General features: G+C 70.4%; 19 protein-coding genes and 1 tRNA gene. 8 read left to right on the plus strand and 12 right to left on the minus strand.

Annotated elements, in window-relative coordinates; all coding sequences use genetic code 11:
• Nucleotides 1-56: 56 nt before the first annotated feature.
• Nucleotides 57-3350 (minus strand): transglycosylase domain-containing protein, encoded by a 3294-nt coding sequence (locus tag AB0I03_RS10780; protein WP_360409875.1) that lies wholly within the window; start codon nucleotides 3348-3350, stop codon nucleotides 57-59.
• A 342-nt stretch (nucleotides 3351-3692) separates the two neighbouring features.
• Between AB0I03_RS10780 and AB0I03_RS10785 the strand changes: the two genes are divergently transcribed.
• From AB0I03_RS10785 to AB0I03_RS10800, 4 genes are all read left to right on the plus strand, one after another.
• Nucleotides 3693-4376: a PadR family transcriptional regulator gene (locus tag AB0I03_RS10785; protein ID WP_360409878.1), complete on the plus strand. Its 684-nt coding sequence runs from the start codon at nucleotides 3693-3695 to the stop codon at nucleotides 4374-4376.
• Entirely contained in the window at nucleotides 4369-5439 is a 1071-nt protein-coding gene (locus tag AB0I03_RS10790) for an inositol-3-phosphate synthase (protein WP_360409881.1), read from the plus strand. The genes AB0I03_RS10785 and AB0I03_RS10790 overlap by 8 nt, the downstream gene beginning before the upstream one ends.
• A 145-nt stretch (nucleotides 5440-5584) precedes the next feature.
• A complete protein-coding gene (locus AB0I03_RS10795; RefSeq protein ID WP_360409884.1) occupies nucleotides 5585-6934 on the plus strand; it encodes an MFS transporter in 1350 nt (449 codons plus the stop codon).
• Entirely contained in the window at nucleotides 6889-7893 is a 1005-nt protein-coding gene (locus tag AB0I03_RS10800) for a peptidylprolyl isomerase (RefSeq protein ID WP_360409887.1), read from the plus strand. Before AB0I03_RS10795 ends, AB0I03_RS10800 begins: the two co-directional genes overlap by 46 nt.
• On the opposite strand, the gene AB0I03_RS10805 is transcribed toward AB0I03_RS10800, so the two are convergent.
• The 6 genes from AB0I03_RS10805 to AB0I03_RS10830 form a co-directional block, all read right to left on the minus strand.
• Nucleotides 7890-8576: a lysophospholipid acyltransferase family protein gene (locus AB0I03_RS10805; RefSeq protein ID WP_360409891.1), complete on the minus strand. Its 687-nt coding sequence runs from the start codon at nucleotides 8574-8576 to the stop codon at nucleotides 7890-7892. The genes AB0I03_RS10800 and AB0I03_RS10805 overlap by 4 nt on opposite strands.
• A 168-nt stretch (nucleotides 8577-8744) precedes the next feature.
• Nucleotides 8745-9353 carry a bacterial proteasome activator family protein gene (locus AB0I03_RS10810; protein WP_360409894.1) on the minus strand — a complete coding sequence of 203 codons (609 nt, stop codon included), beginning with the start codon at nucleotides 9351-9353 and terminating at the stop codon, nucleotides 8745-8747.
• 188 nt (nucleotides 9354-9541) lie between these two features.
• Nucleotides 9542-9624, minus strand: a tRNA-Leu gene (locus tag AB0I03_RS10815).
• 87 nt (nucleotides 9625-9711) lie between these two features.
• Entirely contained in the window at nucleotides 9712-10689 is a 978-nt protein-coding gene (locus AB0I03_RS10820) for an asparaginase (protein ID WP_360409897.1), read from the minus strand.
• Nucleotides 10690-10710: 21 nt separating this feature from the next.
• A complete protein-coding gene (locus AB0I03_RS10825; RefSeq protein WP_360409899.1) occupies nucleotides 10711-11766 on the minus strand; it encodes a folate-binding protein in 1056 nt (351 codons plus the stop codon).
• Complete coding sequence (locus AB0I03_RS10830; RefSeq protein ID WP_360409902.1) at nucleotides 11763-12203, minus strand: transcriptional repressor; 441 nt, start codon at nucleotides 12201-12203, stop codon at nucleotides 11763-11765. The genes AB0I03_RS10825 and AB0I03_RS10830 overlap by 4 nt, the downstream gene beginning before the upstream one ends.
• Nucleotides 12204-12582: 379 nt before the next feature.
• Here AB0I03_RS10830 and AB0I03_RS10835 point away from each other — a divergent pair, with 379 nt between their 5' ends.
• Nucleotides 12583-13437, plus strand: coding sequence for an aminotransferase class IV (locus tag AB0I03_RS10835; protein ID WP_360409905.1), 855 nt, complete (start codon nucleotides 12583-12585; stop codon nucleotides 13435-13437).
• 354 nt (nucleotides 13438-13791) lie between these two features.
• On the opposite strand, the gene AB0I03_RS10840 is transcribed toward AB0I03_RS10835, so the two are convergent.
• From AB0I03_RS10840 to AB0I03_RS10850, 3 genes are all read right to left on the minus strand, one after another.
• Entirely contained in the window at nucleotides 13792-15156 is a 1365-nt protein-coding gene (locus AB0I03_RS10840) for an FAD-linked oxidase C-terminal domain-containing protein (RefSeq protein ID WP_360409908.1), read from the minus strand.
• Nucleotides 15157-15384: 228 nt separating this feature from the next.
• Nucleotides 15385-16353: a hypothetical protein gene (locus tag AB0I03_RS10845; RefSeq protein ID WP_360409911.1), complete on the minus strand. Its 969-nt coding sequence runs from the start codon at nucleotides 16351-16353 to the stop codon at nucleotides 15385-15387.
• Nucleotides 16354-16925: 572 nt separating this feature from the next.
• Entirely contained in the window at nucleotides 16926-17849 is a 924-nt protein-coding gene (locus AB0I03_RS10850) for a hypothetical protein (protein ID WP_360409914.1), read from the minus strand.
• Nucleotides 17850-18030: 181 nt separating this feature from the next.
• Between AB0I03_RS10850 and AB0I03_RS10855 the strand changes: the two genes are divergently transcribed.
• Entirely contained in the window at nucleotides 18031-19974 is a 1944-nt protein-coding gene (locus tag AB0I03_RS10855) for a hypothetical protein (protein WP_360409917.1), read from the plus strand.
• Between the two features lie 105 nt (nucleotides 19975-20079).
• Here AB0I03_RS10855 and AB0I03_RS10860 read toward each other — a convergent pair whose 3' ends face one another.
• Nucleotides 20080-20541: a hypothetical protein gene (locus AB0I03_RS10860; protein WP_360409920.1), complete on the minus strand. Its 462-nt coding sequence runs from the start codon at nucleotides 20539-20541 to the stop codon at nucleotides 20080-20082.
• Between the two features lie 91 nt (nucleotides 20542-20632).
• Here AB0I03_RS10860 and AB0I03_RS10865 point away from each other — a divergent pair, with 91 nt between their 5' ends.
• Complete coding sequence (locus AB0I03_RS10865) at nucleotides 20633-21856, plus strand: arginine deiminase (RefSeq protein WP_360409923.1); 1224 nt, start codon at nucleotides 20633-20635, stop codon at nucleotides 21854-21856.
• A gap of 124 nt (nucleotides 21857-21980) precedes the next feature.
• On the opposite strand, the gene purD is transcribed toward AB0I03_RS10865, so the two are convergent.
• Nucleotides 21981-23201, minus strand: coding sequence for a phosphoribosylamine--glycine ligase (purD, locus tag AB0I03_RS10870; protein WP_360409926.1), 1221 nt, complete (start codon nucleotides 23199-23201; stop codon nucleotides 21981-21983).
• A gap of 241 nt (nucleotides 23202-23442) precedes the next feature.
• Between purD and purB the strand changes: the two genes are divergently transcribed.
• Nucleotides 23443-24861 carry an adenylosuccinate lyase gene (gene purB / locus AB0I03_RS10875; protein ID WP_360409929.1) on the plus strand — a complete coding sequence of 473 codons (1419 nt, stop codon included), beginning with the start codon at nucleotides 23443-23445 and terminating at the stop codon, nucleotides 24859-24861.
• The last annotated feature ends 86 nt before the right edge of the window (nucleotides 24862-24947 follow it).

Here is a 24947-nt window from a genome sequence, read left to right on the forward strand (position 1 = left end):
TATTGTGGCCCATGCCGCCGTCCTGGCGCTATCGGTGGTTCGTCGCGTTCACGCGATCAGTCGCCGCGGCCGCCGTCTTCCGAGCCGTCTTCCGGAGTGGGTGAGCCTTCCTCCGGTGTGCTGGGCTCCTCAGTGCAGCTTGGGGGCGGGAAGAACCCGTCGCACTCGTCTTCACCGGTGGGGGTCTCCGACGGGCCCTCGGTCGGCGAGGTGCCCTCTTCAGGAGTGGTCTCGCACTCCTCGCCGTTCCCGCCGCCGTTGTTGCCGCCTTCGCCGTCCTCGCATTCGGGCTCTTCCTCCTCCTCCTGCTGGCCGGCGCACAACTCGTTGTCGGGCTTGGCGGCGCAGAACTCACCGCCCTCGTTGGCCCCGGCGGCTTCGATGTCCCAGTAGGTCTCGTTGCCGGCGTTGGCCTTGCCCTCCCAGGACTTCTCGTCCCACCCGGTCTCGTCGAGGATTCGGCTCATGGCCTTGAACCAGACCGGGTAGGCGGTGTTGGAGCCGAACACGGTGCTCTTGTTGCCGTCGGGGTCGGCGATCGGCATGGATTCGGAGGTCACGTTGCCGACCCACGTGGCGATCGAGAGCTGCGGGATCGCACCGACGTACCAGGCGTGGGCGTTCCAGCCGGACTCGCACTCGTCGCAGCTGGCCTCCCAGGTACCGGTCTTGCCGAAGTAGTCGCGGGGGAGCTTGTCGGTTTCGGACTCGCCGCCGATCTCCGAGCCGACCCACTGCAGGTCCCGCGCCACGTCCTCGCTGATGGCCTGCTCGGTTTCGAGGTCGCGGACCTCGGGGACCGGGTTGCCCTCGTTGTCGGTGACGGAGGCGACGAAGTGCGACTCGTTGTAGACGCCGTCGTTGGCGATGGTGGCGTAGACGGAGGCCATGTCGCGCACGCTCGTCGGGTACTGGCCGAACGAGATGTGGTTGTAGAAGGGATCGGTCTCGCCCTTCTCGCCGATCTTGCAGTACACCGGCTCATTGTCCTCGGTGACGAGGAACTCCCCGTCGGTGTTCACGATCGGGTTGCAGTCCTCGTCGACCTGCACTGGCGCCATCGCGTCCCAGTTGCCGGAGGCGTCGGTCACCGGGTTGCCCTCGGCGTCGACCGCCTGGCCGTGCTGGGAGTAGGTCTCGTCGTCGTGGAACTGGTAGTTGACGCTGCGGCCGTCCCACGTCTTGCCGGAGGAGTCTTCGAGCGTGCGGGCCTGGTTCATCATGCTCAGGCCCATCTTGTCGGCGTAGTCCAGGATGGTGCTGGCGCCGTACTGCTCGGCGATCGTGTACATCGGGGTGTTCTTCGAGTCGCGCACCGCGTCGGTGAGCGTCAATTCGAGGTCTTTCCGCTGGGTGCCGTTGCGCAGGGTGCAGTCCGGATACTCCCCGCCGCCGATGCAGGTCTCGGCCTCGTCGTCGGTGAGGCTGTCGAACTTGCGCGGCGAGTCCGCGTTGAACCAGGAGTCGATCGAGTCGCCCTCGGAGAGGGCGGTGGCGGCGGTGATCATCTTGAACGTCGAGGACGACGGGTGCGGCGACTCGGGTCCGGCCTTGTCGACGCCGAAGCCGTTGTCACCGCCGTAGTAGCCGACGATCGCGCCGGTCTCGGGATCGATGGCGACCATGGCCGTCATCATGTACTCCTCGTACTCCTTCAGCGCTGCCTCGTCGTTGTCGTCCACGAACTGGGCGTAGCCCTCTTCGGTGAGCTCCTTCTCCGCCTCTTCGATGCTCTGGACGACCTCGCCGGCCTCGTTGAGGTACTCGCCCTTGTCGTTCTTCTTCACCTTGATCTCGCCGCGCGAGCCGGTGAGGGCGAGCTGGTCCTGGATCGTCGGGTCGATCGTGAGGGTGACCGTGTACCCGCCCGTCCCCTCCTTGCCGCCGTACAGCTCCTCCTTGGTGAGGTTGTACCGGCTCAGGAGCTCGTCGAAGACGTAGCCGTCGAGTTCGTTGATGATGAAGCCGACGTTGCTGTTGCCGCCCCACGAGCCGGCGGAGTTGAAGTCGTTGGTCGGTACGGGCAGCTCTTCGGCGTCGCGCTCCTCCTGAGAGAGGTAGCCCTCCTCGACCATGGCGTTCATCGAGTAGTCCCAGCGGGCCTGGGTGGCCTCCGGGTCGAACACGTCGCCGTTGCCCTCGCCGTAATACGGGTCGTAGGTGCCGTCGGGGGACTTGACCTGCATGACGATGTATGCCGCCTCGCCAGGAGTGAGGTCCTGGAGGGCCTTGTTGAAGTAGACCTTGGCCGCGGCCTCGATCCCGGTGGCGCCGCGTCCGTACCAGGCCAGGTTGAGGTAGGCCGAGATGATCTGGTCCTTGGAGTACTCCTGCTCCATCTTGAACGCCATGGCCGCTTCTTTGGCCTTGCGGTCGTAGGAGATCTCGTTGCGGATGGCCATGACCATGCCCGCGTACTGCTGGGTGATGGTCGAGGCGCCCTGCGTCTCGCCGCCGGACACGTTGTTGACGACTGCGCGCATGGTGCCGGCGAAGTCGACACCGCTGTGGTCGTAGAACTTGCGGTCCTCGGTCGCGACGAGGGCTTTCTTCACGATCTCGGGGATGTCCTTGTCCTCGGCCTGCAGGCGCAGTGTCTCGCCGAAGCCGCCCGCCTGGGTCCCGTCCGCGAAGTTGAAGCTGGTCGACTCGCCCGCGCGGGAGATGCTGCCCGGGTCCGGGGCGGTGACGAAGAAGTAGGAGCCGACGATGGTGACGCCGGTCACGAAGAGGACGCCGAGCGCGATCATCGCGGCGAGCATCTTGCGGCCGATGCGCTTGCGCTTCTTCTTGCCGCCTTCGCCTTCGAGGTCGCTCCTGTCCTTCGGGCCCTTGCCCGCGCGGCGGGCGCCGGCGACGCTGGCGCGGCCGGTCCGCTCGCCGGGGCCGGCGGGGCTCACGGGCCGGACCGAGGCCGAACCGACAGAGGCGGATCCCACTGAGGCCGATCCCACCGAAGCGGAGCCGACGGAAGCCGAACCGACGCTCGCGCGGCCGGTGCGGCCGGTGCCGGGCTGACCGCCGACCGAGGCGCTGCCGGAGGCGCCGCCGACGGAGGCCGAACCGGTGGGGCGGCCGACCGAGGCGGAGCCGCGCGGCGGGACGGCGCCGCGGCCGGCGGCGCCGCCGCCGACAGACGCGCTGCCGGAGGCGGGAGTGCCGTACGGCTGCTGGCGCGGCCGGGGCGCCTGGCCCTGGCCGCCGCCCTGCTGCTGCCCGCCCCAGCCGTAATCGCCCTGGCGGTCCCCGGAGCCGCCGTTGCCGTAGGCGCGGCCGTCCGGTCGTCCGCCGCGGCCCTGGGGCCTGCCGTCCTCTGGGGGCGGGGCGGGACGATAACCGTAGTCGCTCATGCTCAACCATCCACGTGCTGTGTAACCCGGGCGTATTCCGGGTTTTGCCGGTCGGCCCGGTGCACCCGGCGCGCGGCATCCCGAGGGGGACGCGCCCGGCGGACCGGCGGTCGCAAAGGTCTACTCCCGGCATGGGGGCGGCCGGTCGTCTCGCAGTTTCGCACATTGAAATTGCGAGAACTCTGCTAGATCGCTTGGTGGGCCAGCCTATCGGAAGAGGGCCCCTCTGACCAGGGCGCGGATGCGCGCCTTGACGTGATTTGCGCCTGCCGCTATGGTTGACCCTGATGTATCGACCCGATACATCAAAGCGTTAGATCGCCGTGTGAGAGGAGGGACGCGATGCTCGAGCTGGCCATTCTGGGACTCCTGCACGAGACCCCCATGCACGGTTACGAGCTGCGCAAACGCCTGCTGGCCCTGCTCGGGGCCATCAGAGCCGCGTTCAGCTACGGCTCCCTCTACCCCACCCTCAAGCGCATGCGCATGCGCGGACTCATCGCCGAGGAGACCCCACGAGAGGGTGCGGCAGAGACCCCGCTGCTCACCGGACGCCGGGCCCGCAAGGTCTACCGGCTCACACCCGAAGGCAAAGAGCACTTCGCTCAGCTCATGGCCGACGCCGGCCCCGAATCGGCCGACGAGGCCCTCTTCGGCGTGCACTTCGCGTTCTTCTCCCGCACCGACCCGGCCACGCGACTGCGGATCCTCGAGGCCCGCCGCCGCCGCGTCGAGGAGCGGCGCGAGCGCATGCGCGAGGCCCTCAGCCGCACCGCCGAGCGGCTCGACGCCTACGGGCTCGAGCTCCAGCGGCACGGACTGGAGACCGCCGAACGGGAGGTGCGCTGGCTCAACGAGCTCATCGCCTCCGAGGAGAGCCGCCGCCCCGAGCAGCGCAACGACTTCGGCGAGCCATTCGCCGGACCGGGACGGCACCAGGCCGTCACGGAACAGGGAACACCCGATCCGGCTACGAGCGCCGGTGACCCAAATAAACAAGGCAAAGGAGGCATGCGCGATGGGTAAGCTCCGCGTAGCCATTGTCGGCGTGGGCAACTGCGCCAACTCACTGGTCCAAGGCGTCGAGTACTACCGCGACGCCAAGCCCGAGGACCGGGTGCCCGGCCTCATGCACGTGCAGTTCGGCGACTATCACATCAGCGACATCGAGTTCGTCGCCGCGTTCGACGTCGACGCGAAGAAGGTCGGCCAAGACCTGGCCAGCGCGATCTTCTCCTCGGAGAACAACACCATCAAGTTCGCGGACGTGCCTCCCACGGGCGTGCAGGTGCTGCGCGGTCCGACGCACGACGGTTTGGGCGAGTACTACACCGAGATGGTCACCGAGTCCTCCGAGGAGCCGGTCGACGTCGTCGCCGCGCTCAAGGCGGCGAAGACCGACGTCGTGGTGTGCTACCTGCCGGTGGGCAGCGAGCAGGCGGCGAAGTTCTACGCGCAGGCCGCGATCGACGCGGGCGCCGCGTTCGTGAACGCCCTCCCCGTGTTCATCGCCTCCGACCCCGTCTGGGCCAAGAAGTTCACCGACGCGGGCATCCCGATCGTCGGCGACGACATCAAGTCGCAGGTCGGCGCGACCATCGTGCACCGCGTGCTGGCAAAGCTGTTCGAGGACCGCGGCGTGCGCCTGGACCGCACGTACCAGCTGAACTTCGGCGGCAACATGGACTTCATGAACATGCTCGAGCGCACCCGCCTCAAGAGCAAGAAGATCTCCAAGACGCAGGCCGTGACCTCGCAGATCCCGCACGAGATGCTCGGCGCGGACGTGCACATCGGCCCGTCGGACCACGTCCCGTGGCTGACCGACCGCAAGTGGGCGTACATCCGCCTGGAGGGCACCACCTTCGGCGACGTGCCGCTCAACGCCGAGCTCAAGCTCGAAGTGTGGGACTCGCCGAACTCGGCGGGCGTCATCATCGACGCGGTCCGCGCGGCGAAGATCGCCCTGGACCGCGGCCACGGCGGCCCGGTCGAGTCGGCCTCCAGCTACTTCATGAAGTCGCCGGCCAAGCAGTTCTCCGACGAGGAAGCCCGCATCTCCGTCGAGAACTTCATCGCCGGCCTGTAAGGCACATCAATCCCTCAAGGGGGACCCGGAGGCGAAGGCCGAGCCGCATTTGCGGTTCGCAGCTTCGACGCTCGAGCACATTCATGGCTCGCAAGCTTCGCCATGACGGGTCCCCCTTGGCATTCACCGGAGTTATCCTCGGACAATGCGCACCGACGGGCACGTTCGGAACCTCGCGAGCAACCGCCGATTTCGGCACCTGCTGGCGGTGCGCCTGACGTCCCAGGCGGCCGACGGCATGTTCCAGGCCTCGCTCGCCCTCTCCGTCTTCTTCAACCCGGCCCTCGGCGAAGCGAGCGACCCGTTCCGCTACGCCGCCGCCGTCGCCATCCTCCTCGGCCCGTACTCGCTGCTCGGGCCCTACGTCGGCACGGTCCTCGACCGGTTCAGCCGGCGCAACCTCATCGGCGGCGCGAACCTCGCGCGGGCCGCGCTCATGATCGTCATCTGCCTGACCCTCCCCGGCGGCTTCAACTGGTCGTGGGTGCTGTGCGCGATGATCGTGCTCGCCGCCAACCGCTTCGTGCTCGCCGGCCTCGCCGCCGCCCACCCGCAGGTCGTGCCCGAGAAGGACCTGGTCACCGCCAACTCCCTCGCGTCGACGCTCGGCGCGCTGGCCTACGGGCTCGGCCTGGCCACGACCGGGATCGCGAAGCTCATGGACTCGGGCGTCTCGTACTCGATGCTGGCGCTGGCCGCGGGCTGCGGCTACCTGGCCTCGGCGTTCATCGTCGGCGCATCGTTCCGTCGCGCGGACCTCGGCCCGCCGGTGGACGACGACGCCCCCACGGGCCTGTGGCGGGGGATCGTCCAGACCAGCTCGGGCATGTGGGAGGGGTTCAAGCACCTGGGCCGCCGCCGGGGCCCCGCCCTCGTCATGGCCGTGCAAGGACTGCACCGGTTCCTGTACGGGATCGTGTTCATCATCGCGATCGCCCTGTTCATGGGCTTCTTCTGGGACGTCGAGTCCGATCCGACCCGCACCACGACGATCTCGTGGCTGCTGGTCCTGGCGATCCTCGGGAACATCGGCGTGCTCGCGGCGGCGCTGGCGACCCCGCGGGCGACCCGCGTGTGGGGGCCCAAGAACTGGATCGTCGTGCTCATGGCACTGTGCGCGGTCGTCGTGGCCGCGCTCTCGGGCACGATGAAGCCGGTCATGTTCGCCGTCGCGGTCCTCCTGGTGAACATCGCGTCCCAGGGCTTGAAGATCACTGTGGACACGAGCATTCAGCGGGGCGTCGAGGACGCCTACCGGGGCCGGGTCTTCAGCGTCAACGACACGATCTACAACGTCGGGTACCTCGGGGGGCTCTTCGCGGCCGCGTTCGTGGTCCCGGAGAACGGCTACGCGCCCGGCACGCTGGTCGGCGTAGCGCTTTCCTACGGTCTGATCTGCGTCGGATACGCCTATCTCGCGCGAGACGAGGCCCCGTACGATGCACAGACATGGAGCCCCGCCGCGACCGAAGCGAGACCGACCACGAGCCAGTAGCGTCGAACCCGTACCGCGGAACGGCCCCGTGGCAGCGCGAAGGCACCGGCAGCTGGAAGCGCGGACTCGCCGGACTCGGCGCGGTCGTCCTCACCGCCGGCGCGATCGCGGCGGTCACCTGGCTCGCCTTCCGCGACGACGGGAGCGAGGAGACGGCGACCGGCGACCTCATCGCCGAGCAGTGCACCGTCACCGAAGCCGGCGACGCCGGCCAGGGCGCCGACCCGATGGAGCCGGGTCCTCCCGTCGAACGCTCCCTCGCCACGGTCCAGACCAACTACGGCGAGATCGTCGTGCTCCTGTGGGGCGACCTCGCCCCGTGCGGCGTCCAGGCCTTCACGCACCTCGCCGAGACCCAGTTCTACGCCTCGCACGAATGCGACCGGCTCACCACGCAGGCGGTCGACCCGACCGCGATCCTGCGCTGCGGCAGCCCCGGCCTCGCTGCAGCGAGTGCCGCTGAAAACGGCGAGGCGGAGGAGTCGTACGGTCCGGGCTGGCGCTTCGAGGCCGAGACCGGCATGGCCGGGAACGACGTGGCCGACGTGCTCGCCCTCATCACCGACGACAAGGGCCGGGCGGGCAGCTCGTTCGCGCTCATCCGCGGCGCGGCCGTCCCGACCGCCGGCGTCAGCGTCATCGGCGGCATCGTCGACGGCTACGAGGTCCTCGACCAGATCGCGGCCCTCACCGAGACCATCGAATTCGACGGCACCCCGCCGGTGCCGGTCGAGATCTGGGGCGTCACCATCAGCGGCGTCGAAGGCCTGCCCATCGAGACCCCAACGCTCCCAACGGGAACGGCCACGCCGCCACTGGGCACCGCCACACCGACGACGCCCGCAACGCCGAGCGGCACCCCCACGGGCACCGCGCCCGGCACTGCGACACCCACGGGAACGGCCACGCCCACCGGAACGGCGACGCCGACAGGCACCGCCGGCCCGACCGGACGCTAGTCCTCGCCCTCACTCTTGGCGGAGCCGTTGCGCTTGGCGTACTTGTCCACGTACTCCTGGCCGGTCAACCGCCGGATCGCGTCCATCACCTCGTCGGTGACGGCCCGGATCACCACCCGGTCGTTCTCCATGCCCTTGTACCGCGTGAAATCGAGCGGCTTGCCCACGCGCACACCCACCGGCGCCACCCGCGGCCGCGACTCGCCGATCGGAAGCACCTTCTCGGTCCCGATGAGCCCCACCGGGATCACCGGCGCCCCCGACGTGAGCGCCAACCGCGCCACACCGGGCTTGCCCCGGTACAGCCGGCCGTCAGGAGAACGGGTGCCCTCGGGGAAGATCGCGAACACGCGGCCCTCCTCGAGCACCTCCAGCGACGGCTCCAGGGACGCGGCGCTCTTGCGCCCGCCCGAGCGGTCCACGGCCACCTGGCCGAGCGCCTTCACGGTCGAGGAGATCAGCTTGCCCTTCAGGCCCGCGCCCGTGAAGTACTCGATCTTCGCCATCGTCGCGATGTGCCGCTTGGTGGTCAGGCCCAGGAAGTAGTGGTCGGCCACGGAGAGGTGGTTGGACGCCAGGATCACCGGACCGTCCTCCGGGATGTTCTCCTTCCCGTCGATCCAAGGCCTGTAGATGAGCTTGATGGTCGGCGCGGCCGTCCATTGCAACGTCTTGTACAGCACCGTGTTCAGCTCTCCAGTGGTCTCACCCCGGCTGCGGGAAGGTCGGGTCGGGTCCAATTATGGCTCGCGGACCGCACCAGGCGAAACCCTCGAGCCACTCTGACCCCCGCCGCGGGCGCGGCCGGGCCCGCCGGGAAGGCAGGCCCGAGTCTAAGCCATGTGGTGCGACTACAGGTACTGCCCGGGATGGTGGTCGCGATCGTCACCGCGCGCCGCCCGCTCGGCCATCACGGCCCGGAGCTGCGGCGGAAGGTCCTCGCCCGCGGGCAGGGCCTTCAGCTCGCCCGAACGCATCTGGTCCAGCTGCAGGCGCGCGGCCATCTGCTGCGCCACCAGCGCCGCCTGGATGCCGTGGAACAGGCCCTCCAGCCAGCCCACGAGCTGGGCCTGCGCGATCCGCAGCTCCGCCTCGGTCGGGATCTCATCCGCGCTGAACGGCAGCGACAGCCGCTCGAGCTCGTCGCGCAGCTCCGGCGCCAGGCCCGACTCGAGCTCGGAGATGGAGCGCGAGTGGATGTCGGCCAGGCGCTGGCGGCCCTTGTCGTCGAGGTCGGCGGCGCGGACCTCTTCGAGGAGCTGCTTGATCATCGAACCGATGCGCATGACCTTGGCCGGTTCGGGAACGAGCTTGGTCGGGTCGGACTCGTAGCGGTCCTCGGGGTCGATCTCCGCGGTCTCGGTCTCGGCGGTCACCGGGTTGCCGTCGGCGTCGACGATGAACGGCTGGTCCTCGGACTCGCGTTCGCCCTGCTCCGGCTTGCTGTTCGCTTCACTCATGGTTCGGTGTGGCCCCACTCGTCTCGATGCTGGTCCGGTTCCTCTCCCCGAGCCTAACGCGCGTGGTTCGCGGGGTGTTCCCGCTCGCGGCAGCGCTGCGGGCCGCGCCGCTGAAACCGGGCCGCTGAAATAGCGAAAGGCCCGGAGGTCGGAACCTCCGGGCCGTATCGGTACACCTGGTGCATCTGTGCGCGAGGGGGGACTTGAACCCCCACGTCCTTACGGACACTGGCACCTGAAGCCAGCGCGTCTGCCATTCCGCCACTCGCGCGAGTGTCAGTACTTGCGACGCGACGATACTACCTTGCTGGGACCTCGTGGTTCAACGGGGTATTGGCCCCGTTGAGGTACGGGCCACTCACAAGAGGGTGCGCAGGCGCCCGACGGGCCGGTCGCCGCCGGTCACTTCGGGCCACATGAGCGCGTCCACCTCGGGCTTGGCGTCCTCGGGGAGGGCGAGCCCGGCGATGTGGGTGAGGGCGCGCAGGGCGACGGGCGTGGAGGCCCGGCCGGCGCCGTCGTCGATCTTGACGGCGACCGCGCCGACCCCCGGGGCGGCGAGCACGTGGACGCCTTCGGCGCCGCCCTTGGCGAGCAGGCCGGGGAGGGCGGTCATCATGCGGTGGTCGGGGCCGCGGGTGCCGTCGATGAGCTTCGGGTTGGCGCGCATGGCATCCGCGACGCGGCGCTCGTTCGATCCGGCGGGGGCCTCGACGAGCCGCGAGAAGGCGCGGGCGAGGCCGGCGAGGGTGACGGCCAGGACGGGGGCGCCGCAGCCGTCGACGCCGACGGCCGCCACGGTGTCGCCGGTGAGCTCTTCGACGGTGGCGGTGACGAGCTGCTGGTAGGGGTGCTCGGGGTCGCGGTAGGTGGCGAGGTCCCAGCCGTTCGCGGCGCAGGCCGCGAGCATCCCGGCGTGCTTGCCGGAGCAGTTCATGTAGACGCGGCGGAGTTCACCGCCGGCGGCGATGACCGCGTTGCGGGCGGCCGGGTCGCTCGGCAGGTCGGCCGGGCACTGGAGGTCGTCCTCGCCGAGTCCGGCGCCGCCGAGCACGGAGCCGACCTGGGCGAGGTGGAACGGTTCGCCGCGGTGGCTCGCCGAGGCGATGGCGAGGTCGGCCTCGGTGCCGGGCGCCCAGCCGGCGCGGAGCATGGCGAGGGCCTGCATGGGCTTGTTGGAGGAGCGGGGGAAGACCGCGGAACCGGTGTCGCCGATCGAGGCGAGGAGGTTCCCGGACGGGTCGGTCACGGCGACGCTGCCCCGGTGGAGGCTCTCGGCGAATCCGGACCGGACGATCTCGGCGACGGGTTCGCCGCCGCGGTAGGAAGCACTCATACCGCGAGGCTAACCGCAGTGTCACTGGCGCGCTGCCTGATCGCCCACGATGAGACGCGCGTCAGTGTCGTCGGCGACGTTCCGCTTGAGCATGGCGAGCGCGATCTGGCCGAGCTCGTAGTGCTGCACGGCCGTGCCGATGGTGCCGACCTGCTTGTCGCCCAAGGTGATCGGGGTGCCGGAGGCAGGCGGGTGCTCGTCGGAGCCGTCGAGGTGGAGCATGACGAGGCGGCGGGGCGGCTGGCCGAGGTGGTGGACCTTGGCGACGGTCTCCTGGCCGCGGTAGCAGCCCTTGTTGAAGTGGACGGCGCGCTCGAGCCAGTGGTGGACCTCGTGCGGGACGGTCTTCTCGTCCGTGTCGATCCCGAAGGCGGGCAGGCCGGCCGCGACGCGGAGGGCGTCCCAGGCCCAGGTGCCGGCGGGGACGGCGTCGCCGCTGAGGAGGAACGAGTCGATGTCCTCGCGGCGGACGCACAGGTCGAAGGTGGGGACGCCGAGGGCGTCGGTGCGGCGGATCCAGCCCTCGGTCGAGTCGAGCGCGTCGCCCGGGTAGACCGCGGTGGGGGTGAGGGGGACTTCGCGCTGCACGAACTTCGCGGCCGGGACCGGCTGCACGGCCGGGGCCGCTTCGTCGACGTCCTTGAACGTGTACGTGAACAGGGCCCACGCGGCGTTCTCGTCGCGGATGTCGACCTCGGTGCGGAACTTCATGAGCTCCAGGTACTTCAGGAGCGCCTCGCCGCGGCCGGGCTCGGTGTCGAGCCAGGTGGTGGTGCCGTCGTCGAAGACGTTCATGTGGTGCTCGACGCGGCCGGTGGGGGAGAGGACGAGCGCCTCGGTGCCCTCGTGCGGCTTGAGGCTCTGGAGGTGCTGGGTGGTGAGCGAGTGCAGCCACTCCAGGCGGGCCGCGCCGGTGACGGTGACGAGGTCGCGGTCGGAGCGGTCGAAGAGCGCGCCGGTGGCCATCGCCTTGCGCTGCTCCGGGAGCGGCCCGCCGTAGTGCCAGGCGGTGCGGCCGCTTTCGGTGGCGACGGCGCCGGGAAGGCTGAGCAGGGGGGACGGGCTCGTCTCGGTCATCGTTCCTTCTCCAGGCATTCGGCGCAGGTCCCGAACACGGCGACGTGGCCGATGTCCATGACGAACCCGCAGGTGTCGGCGACTTCCTCGCGCGCGTTCGCGAACAGGGAGGGGTCGACCTCGGTGATCCGGCCGCAGCGGTGGCACACGAGGTGCGCGTGGCCGCGGTCGCCGGACAGATGGTACGTCGGGGCGCCGTGGGAGAGGTGGGTGTGCGAGACGAGCTGGAGCTCTTCGAGCAGGTCGAGGGTGCGGTAGACGGTGGTGATGTTCACACCTTCGACCTGGCCGCGGATGCGCTCGTGGATCTGCTCGGGGGTCGCGTGCCCGAGCGCGCGGACCGCTTCCAGGACGAGCTGGCGCTGCGCGGTCATGCGCAGCCCCTTGGCGCGCAGCACCGCTGCCAGTTCGGTCTCGGCCTCGGCTTCGGTGGGCATAGGTGCATCGTACTGCGCGCGCGGAGGAACACGTTCGGGTGACATGGGCGGCGGGAGGGCCGGTTTCTGTCGTACCCGCGCGCAACGCTGGGCAGTATCTTCCCCTCTCGTGGTGGGTGGGGGCTTGTGGACGGGGGACCGGCCGCAGCGGACACGGCCCGTGACGGCGGCTCCGTGATCGATTCGGCTCGCGACGGCGGCGCAGGAGCCGGCACGGCCCGCAAAGGAGTCTCGGAAGTCGCCATGGCGGCGGCAGGACCCAGTGCCGGGGCGGGTGTTCGACGCAGCAGTGGCGGCTTCGGCGTCCCGTGGCCGCGACTCCGGGCCGACACGGCCTCGCGCCCGCTGCCGCGTCCGCACCGAGGAGCAGAATGAGCGCATGGCACTAGTGACCGCAGTACTGCACCGCGGCGTCGTCGATTCCGACGCGCCGCTCCTGTGCGCCGACGACCTCGGAGTCCTCCGGGGCGACGGCGTCTTCGAGACCATCAACGTCCGCGCCGGGCAGGCGTTCCTGCTCTCGGAGCACCTCGACCGCATGGCGAACTCCGCGCGCCGCATGGAGTTCGAACTGCCCGCGAAGGCGGCCATGGCCGAGCTCGCCGAGCAGGCACTGGAGGCCTGGCGGGAGCGGGCCGAAGGCGAGGGCGCGCTGCGCCTGGTCGCCACCCGCGGCCGCGAGCACGGCGGGCCGCCCACCGTCTACGCCACGGTGGATCCCGTTCCGCGCGAGCGCATCCTGCCGCGCCGGGACGGCCTGAAGATCGCCACGGCGACCCTGGGGGTGAATGCCGATGCGCGGGGCGAAGCCCCGTGGCTTCTAGGCGGCGTCAAAGCCCTGTCGTACGCGTCGATGATGGCGGTGACCCGCTGGGCGAAGACCCAGGGAGCCGATGACGCCCTGTGGGTCTCGGCCGACGGCTTCGCGCTGGAGGGCCCGACCTCGTCGCTGCTGTGGCTGGAGGGCGACACGCTCTGCACCACGCCGGCCTCGGCGGGCATCCTGCCGGGCACGACCAGCGCGTACCTGCTGGAGCAGGCGCCGAAGGCGGGCCTCAAGACCGTCGAGAAGCTGATCTCGGTGGGGGACTTGAAGAACGCGGAAGGGGCGTGGCTGAGCTCCTCCGTGCGAGGTGTGGCCTTCATCACCCAGATCGACGGGGAGCCGGTCGCTCAGCGGCCTGACATCACCGCTGAGCTGGACAAACTCGCCGGTTTCGAGGTCCCCGAGTAACGGTTTGACATCGTTTCCCAGGTTCTTCTCAGGCTCAGCACAGGCCACGCCCAGAGACGGTCCTCATAGTAATGAGTGTTCCGGTCACGCCGACAAGCCAAACGGACGGACATGGGCAGTCTTCCGGGAGGCACGGAACAATCCGGGGGCACAAAGCCAGTAAGGGCAATCGGGCACAGCCCTACTGGTGCCAATGAAAAGTGGAGCTCCTCCACTTTATCGGGGCCGCAGCGAATGGGCAAGCGCTGCGGCCCCATTAACGTGTAACAGGAACGACACGAAACCGTATCGGCTGCAGTCGCGTTGACGCTTGCGAACCGTCGAGAACCGAGTCTGCGCCGGTCGCAGCGCCTGTCAACCGGCAGCGAGTACCTTGCCGGGGTTGAGGATGCCGAGCGGATCGAGCGCACTCTTGATGCGCCGCTGCACCGCGAGATTCACCGGATCGAGTTCCTTTGCGAGCCAATCGCGTTTGAGCATTCCCACCCCGTGCTCGCCGGTGATGGTGCCGCCCATGGCGAGTGCCATCTCCAGGATCTCGTCGAACGCGGCGCGCCCGGCTTCGAGCGACGCCGGGTCCTCGGGGTGCACGATGATGTTCGGGTGCAGGTTCCCGTCCCCCGCATGGGCGATGACGCCGATGACCACGCCGTGCCGCGCCGCCGCGGCCTGCACGCCGTCGAGCGCTTCGGCCAGGCGCGAGCGCGGCACCGCGATGTCGTCGACGAGGACGGTGCCCAACCGCTCCATGGCGTGGAAGGCGTTGCGCCGGGACTCCAGGAGCGCGTCGGCTTCGGCGGCGTCGGTGGCACGGTAGACCTCCGCGGCCCCGGCCCCGTTGCAGAGCGCTTCGATCGCGGCGAGTTCTTCGGCCGGGTCCGCGTCGGCGGCCACCAGCAGCAAGGCGGCCGCTTCGGTCGGCAAACCCATGGGGCGCAGGGCTTCCAGTGCCCGCAGGTGCACGTTGTCGATGAGTTCGAGCAGGCTCGGCTGGTGGCCGGAGGCCATGATCGCGGTGACGGCGCGGCCGGCGTCGGCGGTGGTGTCGAAGACCGCGGCGAGCGTGAGCCGCCCGGCCGGGACGGGCGAGAGCTTCACCGTGGCCTCGGTGATGACCCCGAGGGTCCCTTCGGATCCGCAGAAGAGCCGCACCAGGTCGTACCCGGCGACGCCCTTCGCGGTCGCGCGCCCGCAGCGCATGACCTCGCCGGAGGCGAGCACGACCTCGAGGCCGAGCACGTACTCCGGGGTGGTCCCGTACTTGACGCAGCACATGCCGCCGGCGGCGGTCGCGATGTTCCCGCCGATCGTGGAGATCTGCCACGAGCCCGGGTCGGGGCTGTAGCGGAGGCCGAACTCGCTCGCGGCGGCGGTGATCGCGGCGTTGAGGACGCCCGGCTGGCAGACCGCGAGGCGGTTCACCGGGTCGATCGAGATGATGCGGTCCATCGGCGAGACGTCGAGGAGGACCGCGCCGTCGACGGCCGTGGCCGCCCCGGCCAGGCCGGTGCGGGCTCCTTGCGGCACAACGGGAGCGCCGAACTCGGCCGCGACCCGCAGGGCGGCGCTGACCTCCTCGGTCGAACGGGCCCTGATGAGCGCGGCGGCCCGGCCCGCCGGCACGAGCGCCGCGTGGTCCACCGAATGCGCGGCCAGGACATCGGCATCGGTCACGGGCTCCAGCCCGGCCCCGGTCAGCGCGGAGATCAGATCGCTCATTCCGCGAGGGTAGAGCCCCAGCGAACCCCCGTCCACAAACCCCCACCCACCACGAGAGGGGAAAGAAGGGTCCGCCGCAACCATCCCGCCCGGGACCGACAAAAAACGGGCCCCGCAGCGACCGTGTCACCCGAAAGAGTCGAGCAGCGACGCCTGACCGGGGAATCGACCTTGGCGCGCCCTGCCGCCCGGGCAGCGAAGCGTCGGTACCGCAAGGCGGCGCGGCGCCTACGCGTACGGGTCGATGTCGACGACCCCGCGGATGATCTCCGCGAGCGCCTCGACCCGCTCGATGCCCTCGTCGTGCGAGGCCGAGCCGCCGGTGAGGATCGCGATCGTGATCGGCTGCTCGGACTCGCCGGCGATCACGCCGATCGAGTTCACCACCCACTCGCCGCCCATCGCATCGCGCGTGTCCCAGCCGTTCTTCATCCACACCGTCTCGCCCTCGGCCGCCGCGGCCGAGACGCCCCACTGCTGCGACTCCGACAGGTCGCCCATGAGCGAACGCGTGAACGCGACCTGCTCGGCGTCGAGGACCTCCTCGTACAGCGCGAGCTCCAGCATCCGCAGCTGGTCCACCGCGGTCGTCTGGGTCTTCCCCCACTGCTCGGTCTCGTTCGGGTTCGTGTGCTCGAGCCCGAAGTCGATGTGCGCCTGCCGGATCGCGTCGTGCCCGTCGTCGAACGTGCCGCCGTACAGCATGTCGTTCGTCGCGTCGTTGCTCGAGTCCTTGATCATCGCCTCGGCCCGGTCCAGCAGCCAGTCCGGCACCTCGTCGAGCGTCCCGTAGTGCTCCAGCACCATCGTCAGGATCTCGACCTTCACGATCGACGCCGTGTCGTGCTGCACCTGGCCCTCATATGAGAGCTGGAACTCGGCGTCGTCCACCGCGACCGAGGCGTAGAAGTTCTCGTCCTCGAGCCCCGCCACGTACTCGCCGACGGCCGCGTCCAGTTCGGCTTGAAGCCGCCCCTGCGCCGCCGCGTGCATCTGCTCCTGCGTGGGCTGCAGCGACGAGTCGCCCGCCGACTCTTGGGAACCGGGCAGGGTCCCGTCGGCGGAACCGCCGGCGCCGCCGTCGTCCCCGGAGAGGTCGGCCACGTAGATCACGGCGGCGACGAGCACGGCGACGGCGGGGACGGCCAGGAAGGGCCAGAGCCGTCGCGAAGGGGCGTGCTTGGTCTGGGAGGTCACAACAGGAACCTGACTTCGGTGCGGGGGCGCTATCGAACTGCTGCGGCCCACGCTAAAGCAGTCGCCGAACCGACCACAAGCAGGGTTGATTGAGAGTTCCGTAACGGTTGCACAACGCCGCCTGGATCACCGCGGTGATACTGCTCTCTCCATGGTCCCTCGCGCAGGCCGGGCGGGCAAACGGCGAAGCGCCCGCCGGAAAGGCGGGCGCTTCGCAAGAGCTGTCGGTCGGGGGGCCGTGAGGCACTGGGACCGGCGTTCGCAGTGGGACCTGGGGAGGAAATGACCATCAACGACCGCCTGCACCTCAGTGCCTCACGGAGACTCCACCGCACCGCGCCGCGACCTGGAGGCCCGCAAAGCGCGGGCCTGGTCGGGGCCGGTGAGGCACCGGGCCGCTCGCTGCCGGTCGCGCCGGTTCCGCACCCGACCGGACGGCACCCACGGCTCTGCCGATTTGCGGCTCGCAAGCTTCGCCGAGGCTGCTTGCACGCTGTGGACCTGTCGGTTCGAGTGGTGAACGGGAGCGCTCGCGGCGGCTTGCGGCGCCGGGCTCGGGGCGGGGACCGGCGTCATGCCGTCGCCCGCTGCTTCAGGAGGGTGCGCGCCACCGCGGCGGCCACACCCACCAGGCAGATGATCGCCAGGAGAGCGAGGAGGCCGTTCGCGCCGTCGGCCACGGCCTTCGGGTCGACTGCCACGACCTCGTCATCGACGGCCGGGGCGTCGCCGCCCGCGCCGGAGTCCTCTGTCGAAGGCGGCGGACCGAACGCGTTCACGTCCTCGTCCTCCGCCGGCTCCTCAGCCGCGGCGACCGGGTCCTCGGCGCCCGGACCCTGCTGGGCCTCGCCGCCTTCATCTGCGACGCCGGAACCGTGGTCCTGCGGGTCGCCCTCGGGCGCTTCGCCCTCATCGCCGCCGGCGGGAAGCTCGACGTCCTCGCCGGCCTCGTCCTCGCCGGACGGCGCGTCGTCGGCCTGGGCCTCCACCACGCGCACCTGCGCCGACTCGTACTCGGCGAACAGCCCGTGGCAGTTCGGGACCATCGCCACCTCGGCCGAGCGGTTCATCGCGAACACCTGGCTCGAGCCCGAACCTATCTCGTACACCTCGTCGCCCACATGCAGCTTCGCGTCAGTGCCCAGGTCGTTGCTGTACCGCACCTGCGAACCCCGCTCCACCGTCAACTCGGTCGAGTCCGGCGACGAGGTCGCCGACACCAGGCCCAGCGTGCCGCAGTCGCCGCTGAACACGACCTCACTGCCGCTGCCCGACTCCGGCTCGTCCGCCGTCGCGATGCTCACCCCGGCCGCACCGCCGACCGCCAGCATCGAGGCCGCCGAGATGGCCGCCAGGCGCGACTTCCGCCGATGCGCGCGCCGGTCCATCGCCTCCTGGATCGCGGGCGCGATCCGGCCGTCGTTCACCGGGTACGGCAGCGGAGGACGCGTCTGGGCCCGGGACTGCTTGCCGGGCTTCGTGGTGTGACTTCCCATGCGTGCGTCTCTCCAACTGCGTCTTTGTCCGGGTACCGACCTGATCGTTAGCGGGAATCAGGTCTCACCAGCGTTCAACGAGCGGGCGCGCGAAAGGTGACGGCCCCGGCCGCCACCAATCCGCCGCCACGCCCGGATCCGTCCTCATGCGCCCGTAAGGAGCGGCGCACCCGTCCGTAGGATGTGCGAGACAGCCCCGAGCGAGGACCGCGAGAACACCATGGCCACACCTGCGCCCGACACCGAGCCCGCGGCAACGCGCGAGCCCGAGACCCCCGCGCGCGGCGCCGAAGCCGAAGCGCCCCGCACCGGCACCGGCGACAGCAGCATCAAAGAACACGAGCGCTGGCAGCGCTTCGCCGGCGGCGAAGACCCGCCCGAGACGCCCCGCCCCGGCCGCTGGAGAGCCCTCGGCCGCGCCCTGCGCCGCGCCGCCCGCAGCGAATGGACCCTCGCCGGACTCTGCAGCGTCCTCCTCGCCCTCGCCATGACCTGGCCCCTCGCGCGGCACCTCACCGACCGCATCCCCCACGACACCGGCGACCCGCTCCTCCTCACCTACATCCTCGGCTGGGTCGGCCACGCCCTCCGCGAGAACCCCGCCGGCATCTGGGACACCAACAGCTTCTGGCCCCTCGACGACGCCTACCTCTTCACCGACACCCTCATGGGCTACGCCCCCGCGGCCCTCCTCATCACCAGCCCCACCAGCGCGCTCGTCGTCTACAACGTCCTCTACATCGGCACGTTCGCCCTCGCGTTCCTCGGCGCCTACGCCCTCCTGCGCCAACTCGGCGCCCGCGTCGCCGGCTCGGCCGTCGCCGCAGCCGCCTTCGCCTACGCCCCTTGGAAACTCGGCCAGGCCGGGCACCTCCAGGTGCTCTCCAGCGGCGGCATCGTCCTCGCCCTCGCGATGCTCGCGCGCGGGCACGGTTACTCCCTCCGGGGCGGCTTCAGGCCGGAGCGGCAGCGACCCGGCTGGATCCTCGCCGGATGGCTCACCGCCCTGTGGCAGTTCTCGATCGGCGCGGGACTCGGCATCCCGTTCGTCTACCTGCTGCTCGGCGTCGGCGTGGTCGTCGGCCTCCACTGGCTCGTCAAGCGGCCCCGGCTGCGCTGGCAGACGCTGGCCGCCAACGGCATCGGCGGCTCGGTCTTCACCCTCGGGGTGCTGTGGATCGCGGACAAGCACGCCGTCGTCGCCCGCGCCTACCCCGAGGCGCTGCGCGACGTGGAGTACATCAGCTGGTTCAGCCCGACCTGGCAGAGCTTCATCATCGCCCCGGAGGAGTCGCGTGTGTGGGGCGCGGCGCACGAGGCCGCGCGCGCGGAGCTGACGTGGGCGCCCGAGCAGGCGCTGCTGGTCGGCTTCACGCTGTTCGCGCTGGCGGTCGCGGGGCTGATCTGGTCGTGCTGGACGGGTTGGCAGCGGGTCTGGCTGGCGCTCGGCGGCGCCGTCGTGTTCGCGGTCGCCATGGGCCCCAACTTCCTCGACGACGGTTCGTGGGCGTGGGCGCTGCTGTACGAGTACGCGCCGGGCTGGGATGCGATCCGCACTCCCGGGCGGCTGGCGATCTACCTGACACTGATCCTGGCGGTGCTGGCGGCGGGGACGCTGACGCGCATCGCCGACGAGGCGGACGACCTGGCGCACCGCTCCAGGATCGACAAGCGATGGAAGGCGAAGGCGCCCAAGCGGGTGCACGCGCTCTTGTTCCTGCCGATCGGGCTGGTCCTGTGGGAGGGGCTCACGGTCGCACCGTACGTGGCGGTGCCGGAGGCGCCCGTCGACATGTCCGAACTGGAGGGTCCGGTGCTGTTCCTCCCGGCGGGCGGGGGCGACACGCGGGTGCAGTACTGGAGCATCGACGGGTTCCCCGAGGTCGTCAACGGGGTCGCGGCGTTCACGCCCGACGAGCAGGCGGGGATCCGCTCGATGTCGATGGGCTTCCCGAGCGAGGACGCGATCGCGTCCCTGCGTGAAGCCGGCATCGAGACCGTGGTGGTCCTCCCCGGCTCGCTGCCCGGCAGCGACTGGGCGGGCCTGGACACCGAGGCCGAGCCGTTCGGCGTCGAAGTGGAACGCACCGAGACCGCACTGATCTACGACCTCAACGCCGACTAAATGGCGACATACCCGTAATAACGGATATGTCCCCTAAGGGACCCCTGGCGCAAAAGTACGCGTGCGGACCGACATTCGGGGTTTCGCACAAGACGCGAGGACCGTTCAGGCGGGGCCCATCGGCGTCAGGAACGTCAGCGACCCGATCGCGTCCAGGCGCGGCGGCGAGTGCAGCGGCGAGGCCGTCACATCGAACGTGCGGTGCACCCCGCGGTGCTCGATCCGCATGAGGCTGCGCTCGAGCGCATCGGTCTGCAGCGTCTGCACCGGCGCGAGCCGGGCCAGCTCGGAGTCCACGAGCGGGTGCCCGCCGGCGGTGAAGTCCAGGAATCGAATGCCCGCGTCCAGGAAGCGCGGCATCGTCACCTCCACCTCGAGGCTGAAGCCGAGCACGTGCCGGGCGGCGCGGGAAATGGCGACGATCCGGGTGTCGGCCGCGAGGAGCATGCAGGCGTCGGCCGAAGCGGACACGGCGGTGCGCCACGTGGCCAGCGCCGGATCCAGCCGTATGCCATCAGGTCCGGGCGAAGCGGCCCGAAGCGGGATGACGAGTTCGAGTTGCGTCAATTGGGCGTCCCGGGGGTAGTCGTAACGCTCAGTCTGTCCACGTTAACAGAGATAAGTTGATCTTCGTCCCCCGCGCGTCTACCCTCAGATCATGAGTGCCAACGACGCGCCCGCTCTCGGTGTCGATTCCGAAGTGGGGCGCCTGCGCAGCGTCATGCTCCACCGCCCCGGGGGCGAACTGCGCCGCCTGACCCCGCGCAACAACGGCGCGCTCCTGTTCGACGGCATCCCCTGGGTGGAGCGGGCGCAGGCCGAGCACGACCGGTTCGCGGACACGCTCCTCGAACACGGCGTCGAGGTCCTCTACGTCGGCGCGCTGCTCGCGGAGTGCCTCGAGCTGCCCGAGGCGCGCGAGGCCGTGAGCGTCTCTGTGACGGCCGATCCGCGCCTGGGGCAGACGCTCGGACGCGAACTCGCGGCGTACCTCGCCGACCTCGAACCGGAGCGGCTCGCGGCGGTCCTGGTCGAGGGCTTGACGAAAGAAGAGTTCGGCACATCGGCCTCGTTGCGGCACAAGATGATGCGCCCGACCGAGTTCGTGATCGACCCGCTGCCGAACATGATGTTCACGCGGGACTCGTCGGTGTGGATCGGCGACGCGGTGGCCGTGACCAGCCTCGCGATGCCCGCGCGCCGGCGCGAGACCACGCTGACGGGCCTGATCTACCACCACCACCCGCGCTTCGCCGCGGTGCCGAAGCTGTACGACCCTTCGCTCGAGCACCTGGAAGGCGGTGACGTGCTGGCGCTGGCGCCGGGCGTCCTGGCCGTCGGCGTCGGCGAGCGCACCACGCCTGCGGGCGCGGAGCGCTTGGCGCGCAAGGCCTTCGAGCACGGGCGCATTCACACGGTCCTGGTCGTCCCGATCGCGCAGCGGCGGGCGACGATGCACCTCGACACGGTGTGCACGATGGTCGACCGCGGGCGCTTCGTCATGTACGCCCCGGCCGAGCAGCGCCTGGAGGCGTACACGCTCACCAGCGCCGACGGCGGCGCGAGCCTGAGCATCAAGGGCCCCAAGCGGTTCCTGGACGCGGCGGCCGAGGCGATCGGCGTGGAACGGATCGAGATCATCCACACCGGTGAGCGCGATGTGGTGACGGCCGAACGCGAGCAGTGGGACGACGGCAACAACACCCTCGCCCTCGCCCCCGGCATCGCGGTCGCCTACGAGCGCAACACGGTCACCAACGCCCGCCTCGAACGCGCCGGCATCAAGGTCCTCACGATCCCCGGCTCCGAACTCGGCTCGGGCCGAGGCGGCCCGAGGTGCATGTCCTGCCCGTCGGCGCGCGACGGATTCGCCGCCGCTTGAGACGAGGCAGCGGTTCGCTGCGTGGACTCACGGAGTGGGGCCAAGGCCAGCGAGGGCCACTTCATCGGGTACGCGGCGAGAGGCCGGACGCATCGCGTCCGGCCTCTCGTTGTGCTTGTGTCGCTTAGATGTTGGCGGCGATGTCGTTGCGGTAGTAGCCGCCTTCGAGCTTGACGCCCTCGGCGAGGGCGTAGGCCTCTTGGCGGGCTTGGGCGATCGAGGCGCCGGTGCCGACGCAGTTGAGGACGCGGCCGCCGGTGGCGATGAGCTGGCCGGAGGCGTCGAGCGCGGTGCCGGCGTGGAAGATGCCGGACTCGTCGGCGCCGTAGAGGGGGCGGCCGGTGACGGTGTCGCCCGGGTAGCCCTCGTTGGAGACGACCACGCACACGGCGGCGCCTTCGCGCCACCACAGGCTGCCGAACTTGTCGAGCTTGCCGGTCGCGGCGGCGTACAGGAGCCCGCCGAGCGGGGTCTCCAGGAGGGCGAGGATCGCCTGGATCTCCGGGTCGCCGAAGCGGGCGTTGAACTCGACGACCTTGAGGCCCTTCGCGGTCAGGGCCAGGCCGCAGTAGAGGGTGCCGACGAACGGGATGCCGCGCCCGGCCAGTTCGGCCAGGGTCGGTTCGGCGACGCGCTCCATGATCTCGGTGACGAGGTCGTCCGGGGCCCACGGCAGCGGCGTGTACGCGCCCATGCCGCCGGTGTTGGGGCCGGTGCCGCCGTCGCCGATGCGCTTGAAGTCCTGGGCGGGGAGCAGCGCCTTGGCGTGCTGGCCGTCGCTCACGACGAAGAGGGAGACCTCGGGGCCGTCCAGGTACTCCTCGATGACCACGCGCTCGCAGGCGAGGGCGTGGGCGAGGGCCTGGGCGCGGTCGTCGGTGACGACGACGCCCTTGCCGGCGGCGAGGCCGTCGTCCTTGACGACGTAGGGCGCGCCGAACTCGTCGAGCGCGGCCTCGGCCTCTTCGCGGGTCTTGCAGGCGCGCGCGGCGGCGGTCGGGACGCCGGCGGCGGCCATGACCTCCTTCGCGAAGGCCTTGGAGCCCTCGATGAGGGCCGCCTGGCCGCTCGGGCCGTACACCGGGATGCCCTTGGCGCGCACGGCGTCGGCGACGCCCGCGACCAGCGGGGCCTCGGGGCCGACGATGACGAGGTCGGCCGCGGAGGTCACCGCCAGGGAGGCCACGGCGGCCGGGTCGGTCTGGTTCACCGGCACGCAGTCGCCCAAGGCGGCCATGCCGGGGTTGCCCGGGGCGCAGATGAGCTTGGTGACGGATTCGTCCTCGGCCAGCGACGCCGCCAGGGCGTGCTCGCGGCCGCCGGAGCCGATCAGGAGTACTCGCACACCGTCAGTTTACGTGGCGGCGACGTGCAGGTTAACCGCCACGCCGAGTGGTTCCCGGCACTCGGGACCGCGCGGCGCCGCACTTTCGGGTGACACGGCGGCGGCGGGGGCCGGTTTCTGTCGGACCCGGGCGGCATCGTGGGCGGTACGGTCCCCAGGGCGGGTGGGGGTTAGGGATGGCCCTAACAGTGACCCACCCTTACTAGGGCGGGTACACGCGGCAGGGTGCCATGATGGGCGCGTGACTGCGAATGTGCTCGCCGAGCGTTATGCCTCCGCCTCGATGCGCGACATCTGGGACCCCGTCGGCAAGATCAAGGCCGAGCGGCGCCTGTGGCTGGCCGTCCTCCAGGCCCAGCACGACCTGGGCGTCCGCGTCCCCGACGGCGTGATCGCCGACTACGAGCGCGTGCTCGACCAGGTGGACCTCGCCTCGATCAGCGAGCGCGAGCGCGTCACCAAGCACGACGTGAAGGCCCGCATCGAGGAGTTCTCCGATCTGGCCGGCCACCAGCACATCCACAAGGGCATGACCAGCCGCGACCTCACCGAGAACGTCGAGCAGATGCAGGTCCGGCAGTCCCTGGAGCTGGTGCGCGACCGCCTTGTCGCCGCCCTCGTGCGCCTCGCGGCCCGCGCCGTGCAGCACCGCGAGCTCGTCATGGCCGGGCGCAGCCACAACGTGCCCGCCCAGGCCACCACCCTCGGGAAGCGCTTCGCGACCTGGGCTGAGGAGCTGCTCGCGGCCCTCGACCGCATCGAGGACCTCCTCAAGCGCTACCCGCTGCGCGGCATCAAGGGCCCCGTCGGCACCGCCCAGGACATGCTCGACCTCTTCGACGGCGACACCGCGAAACTCGCCGAGCTCGAGACCCGCGTCGCCCGCCACCTCGGCTTCGAGCGCGTCATGGACTCGGTCGGCCAGGTCTACCCGCGCTCGCTCGACTACGAGGTCGGGTCCGCGCTCGTCCAGGCCGTCGCCGGGCCCTCTTCCGCGGCGCTCACGATCCGCCTCATGGCCGGCGCCGAGCTCGCCACCGAGGGGTTCATGCCCGGCCAGGTCGGCTCGTCCGCCATGCCGCACAAGATGAACACCCGCTCCTCCGAGCGCGTCAACGGCCTCGCCGTCGTCGTGCGCGGGTACGCCGCGATGCTCGGCGAGCTCGCCGGCGACCAGTGGAACGAAGGGGACGTCTCCTGCTCGGTGGTCCGCCGCGTCGCCCTCCCCGACCTCTTCTACGCGGTCGACGGCCTGTACGAGACGTTCCTCACGATCCTCGACAACTTCGGGGCCTACCCGGCCGTCATCGGCGCCGAGCTCGACCGCTACCTGCCGTTCCTGACCTCCACCAAGGTCCTCATGGCGGCCGTCAAGCAGGGCGGCGGTCGCGAGGACGCGCACGAGGCCATCAAGGAGCACGCCGTCGCCGTCGCCCGCGCCATGCGCGAGAACGGCCAGCGGGAGAACGACCTGTTCGACCGGCTCGCCGCCGACCCGCGCCTGCCGCTGGACCGGGACGGCCTCGCGGCCCTGGTAGCGAATCCGGGTGAATTCATCGGCGCCGCAGGCGATCAGGTGGACCGTGTCGCCGAAAGAGTGGCCGCAGCGGCGAAAGCGCACCCTGAGGCCGCGTCCTACCGGCCGGGAAACATCCTATGACTCGCTGTGACCTGGCACCGTCCTCGTAGCTCGAACTGGCCCAGGTCACGGCCGGTGAATATGCTTGCCCTGTTGTCCCGTCCATG

The sequence above is a fragment of the Glycomyces sp. NPDC021274 genome, assembly GCF_040641195.1.
Taxonomy (GTDB): domain Bacteria; phylum Actinomycetota; class Actinomycetes; order Mycobacteriales; family Micromonosporaceae; genus Glycomyces.

Excerpts from the sequence above, each read along its gene's own strand:
- AB0I03_RS10780 (WP_360409875.1), bottom strand. The coding sequence starts at position 3,350 with ATGAGCGACTACGGTTATCGTCCCGCCCCGCCCCCAGAGGACGGCAGG.
- AB0I03_RS10785 (WP_360409878.1), top strand. The coding sequence starts at position 3,693 with ATGCTCGAGCTGGCCATTCTGGGACTCCTGCACGAGACCCCCATGCAC.
- AB0I03_RS10790 (WP_360409881.1), top strand. The coding sequence starts at position 4,369 with ATGGGTAAGCTCCGCGTAGCCATTGTCGGCGTGGGCAACTGCGCCAAC.
- AB0I03_RS10795 (WP_360409884.1), top strand. The coding sequence starts at position 5,585 with ATGCGCACCGACGGGCACGTTCGGAACCTCGCGAGCAACCGCCGATTT.
- AB0I03_RS10800 (WP_360409887.1), top strand. The coding sequence starts at position 6,889 with ATGGAGCCCCGCCGCGACCGAAGCGAGACCGACCACGAGCCAGTAGCG.
- AB0I03_RS10810 (WP_360409894.1), bottom strand. The coding sequence starts at position 9,353 with ATGAGTGAAGCGAACAGCAAGCCGGAGCAGGGCGAACGCGAGTCCGAG.
- AB0I03_RS10820 (WP_360409897.1), bottom strand. The coding sequence starts at position 10,689 with ATGAGTGCTTCCTACCGCGGCGGCGAACCCGTCGCCGAGATCGTCCGG.
- AB0I03_RS10825 (WP_360409899.1), bottom strand. The coding sequence starts at position 11,766 with ATGACCGAGACGAGCCCGTCCCCCCTGCTCAGCCTTCCCGGCGCCGTC.
- AB0I03_RS10830 (WP_360409902.1), bottom strand. The coding sequence starts at position 12,203 with ATGCCCACCGAAGCCGAGGCCGAGACCGAACTGGCAGCGGTGCTGCGC.
- AB0I03_RS10835 (WP_360409905.1), top strand. The coding sequence starts at position 12,583 with ATGGCACTAGTGACCGCAGTACTGCACCGCGGCGTCGTCGATTCCGAC.
- AB0I03_RS10840 (WP_360409908.1), bottom strand. The coding sequence starts at position 15,156 with ATGAGCGATCTGATCTCCGCGCTGACCGGGGCCGGGCTGGAGCCCGTG.
- AB0I03_RS10850 (WP_360409914.1), bottom strand. The coding sequence starts at position 17,849 with ATGGGAAGTCACACCACGAAGCCCGGCAAGCAGTCCCGGGCCCAGACG.
- AB0I03_RS10855 (WP_360409917.1), top strand. The coding sequence starts at position 18,031 with ATGTGCGAGACAGCCCCGAGCGAGGACCGCGAGAACACCATGGCCACA.
- AB0I03_RS10865 (WP_360409923.1), top strand. The coding sequence starts at position 20,633 with ATGAGTGCCAACGACGCGCCCGCTCTCGGTGTCGATTCCGAAGTGGGG.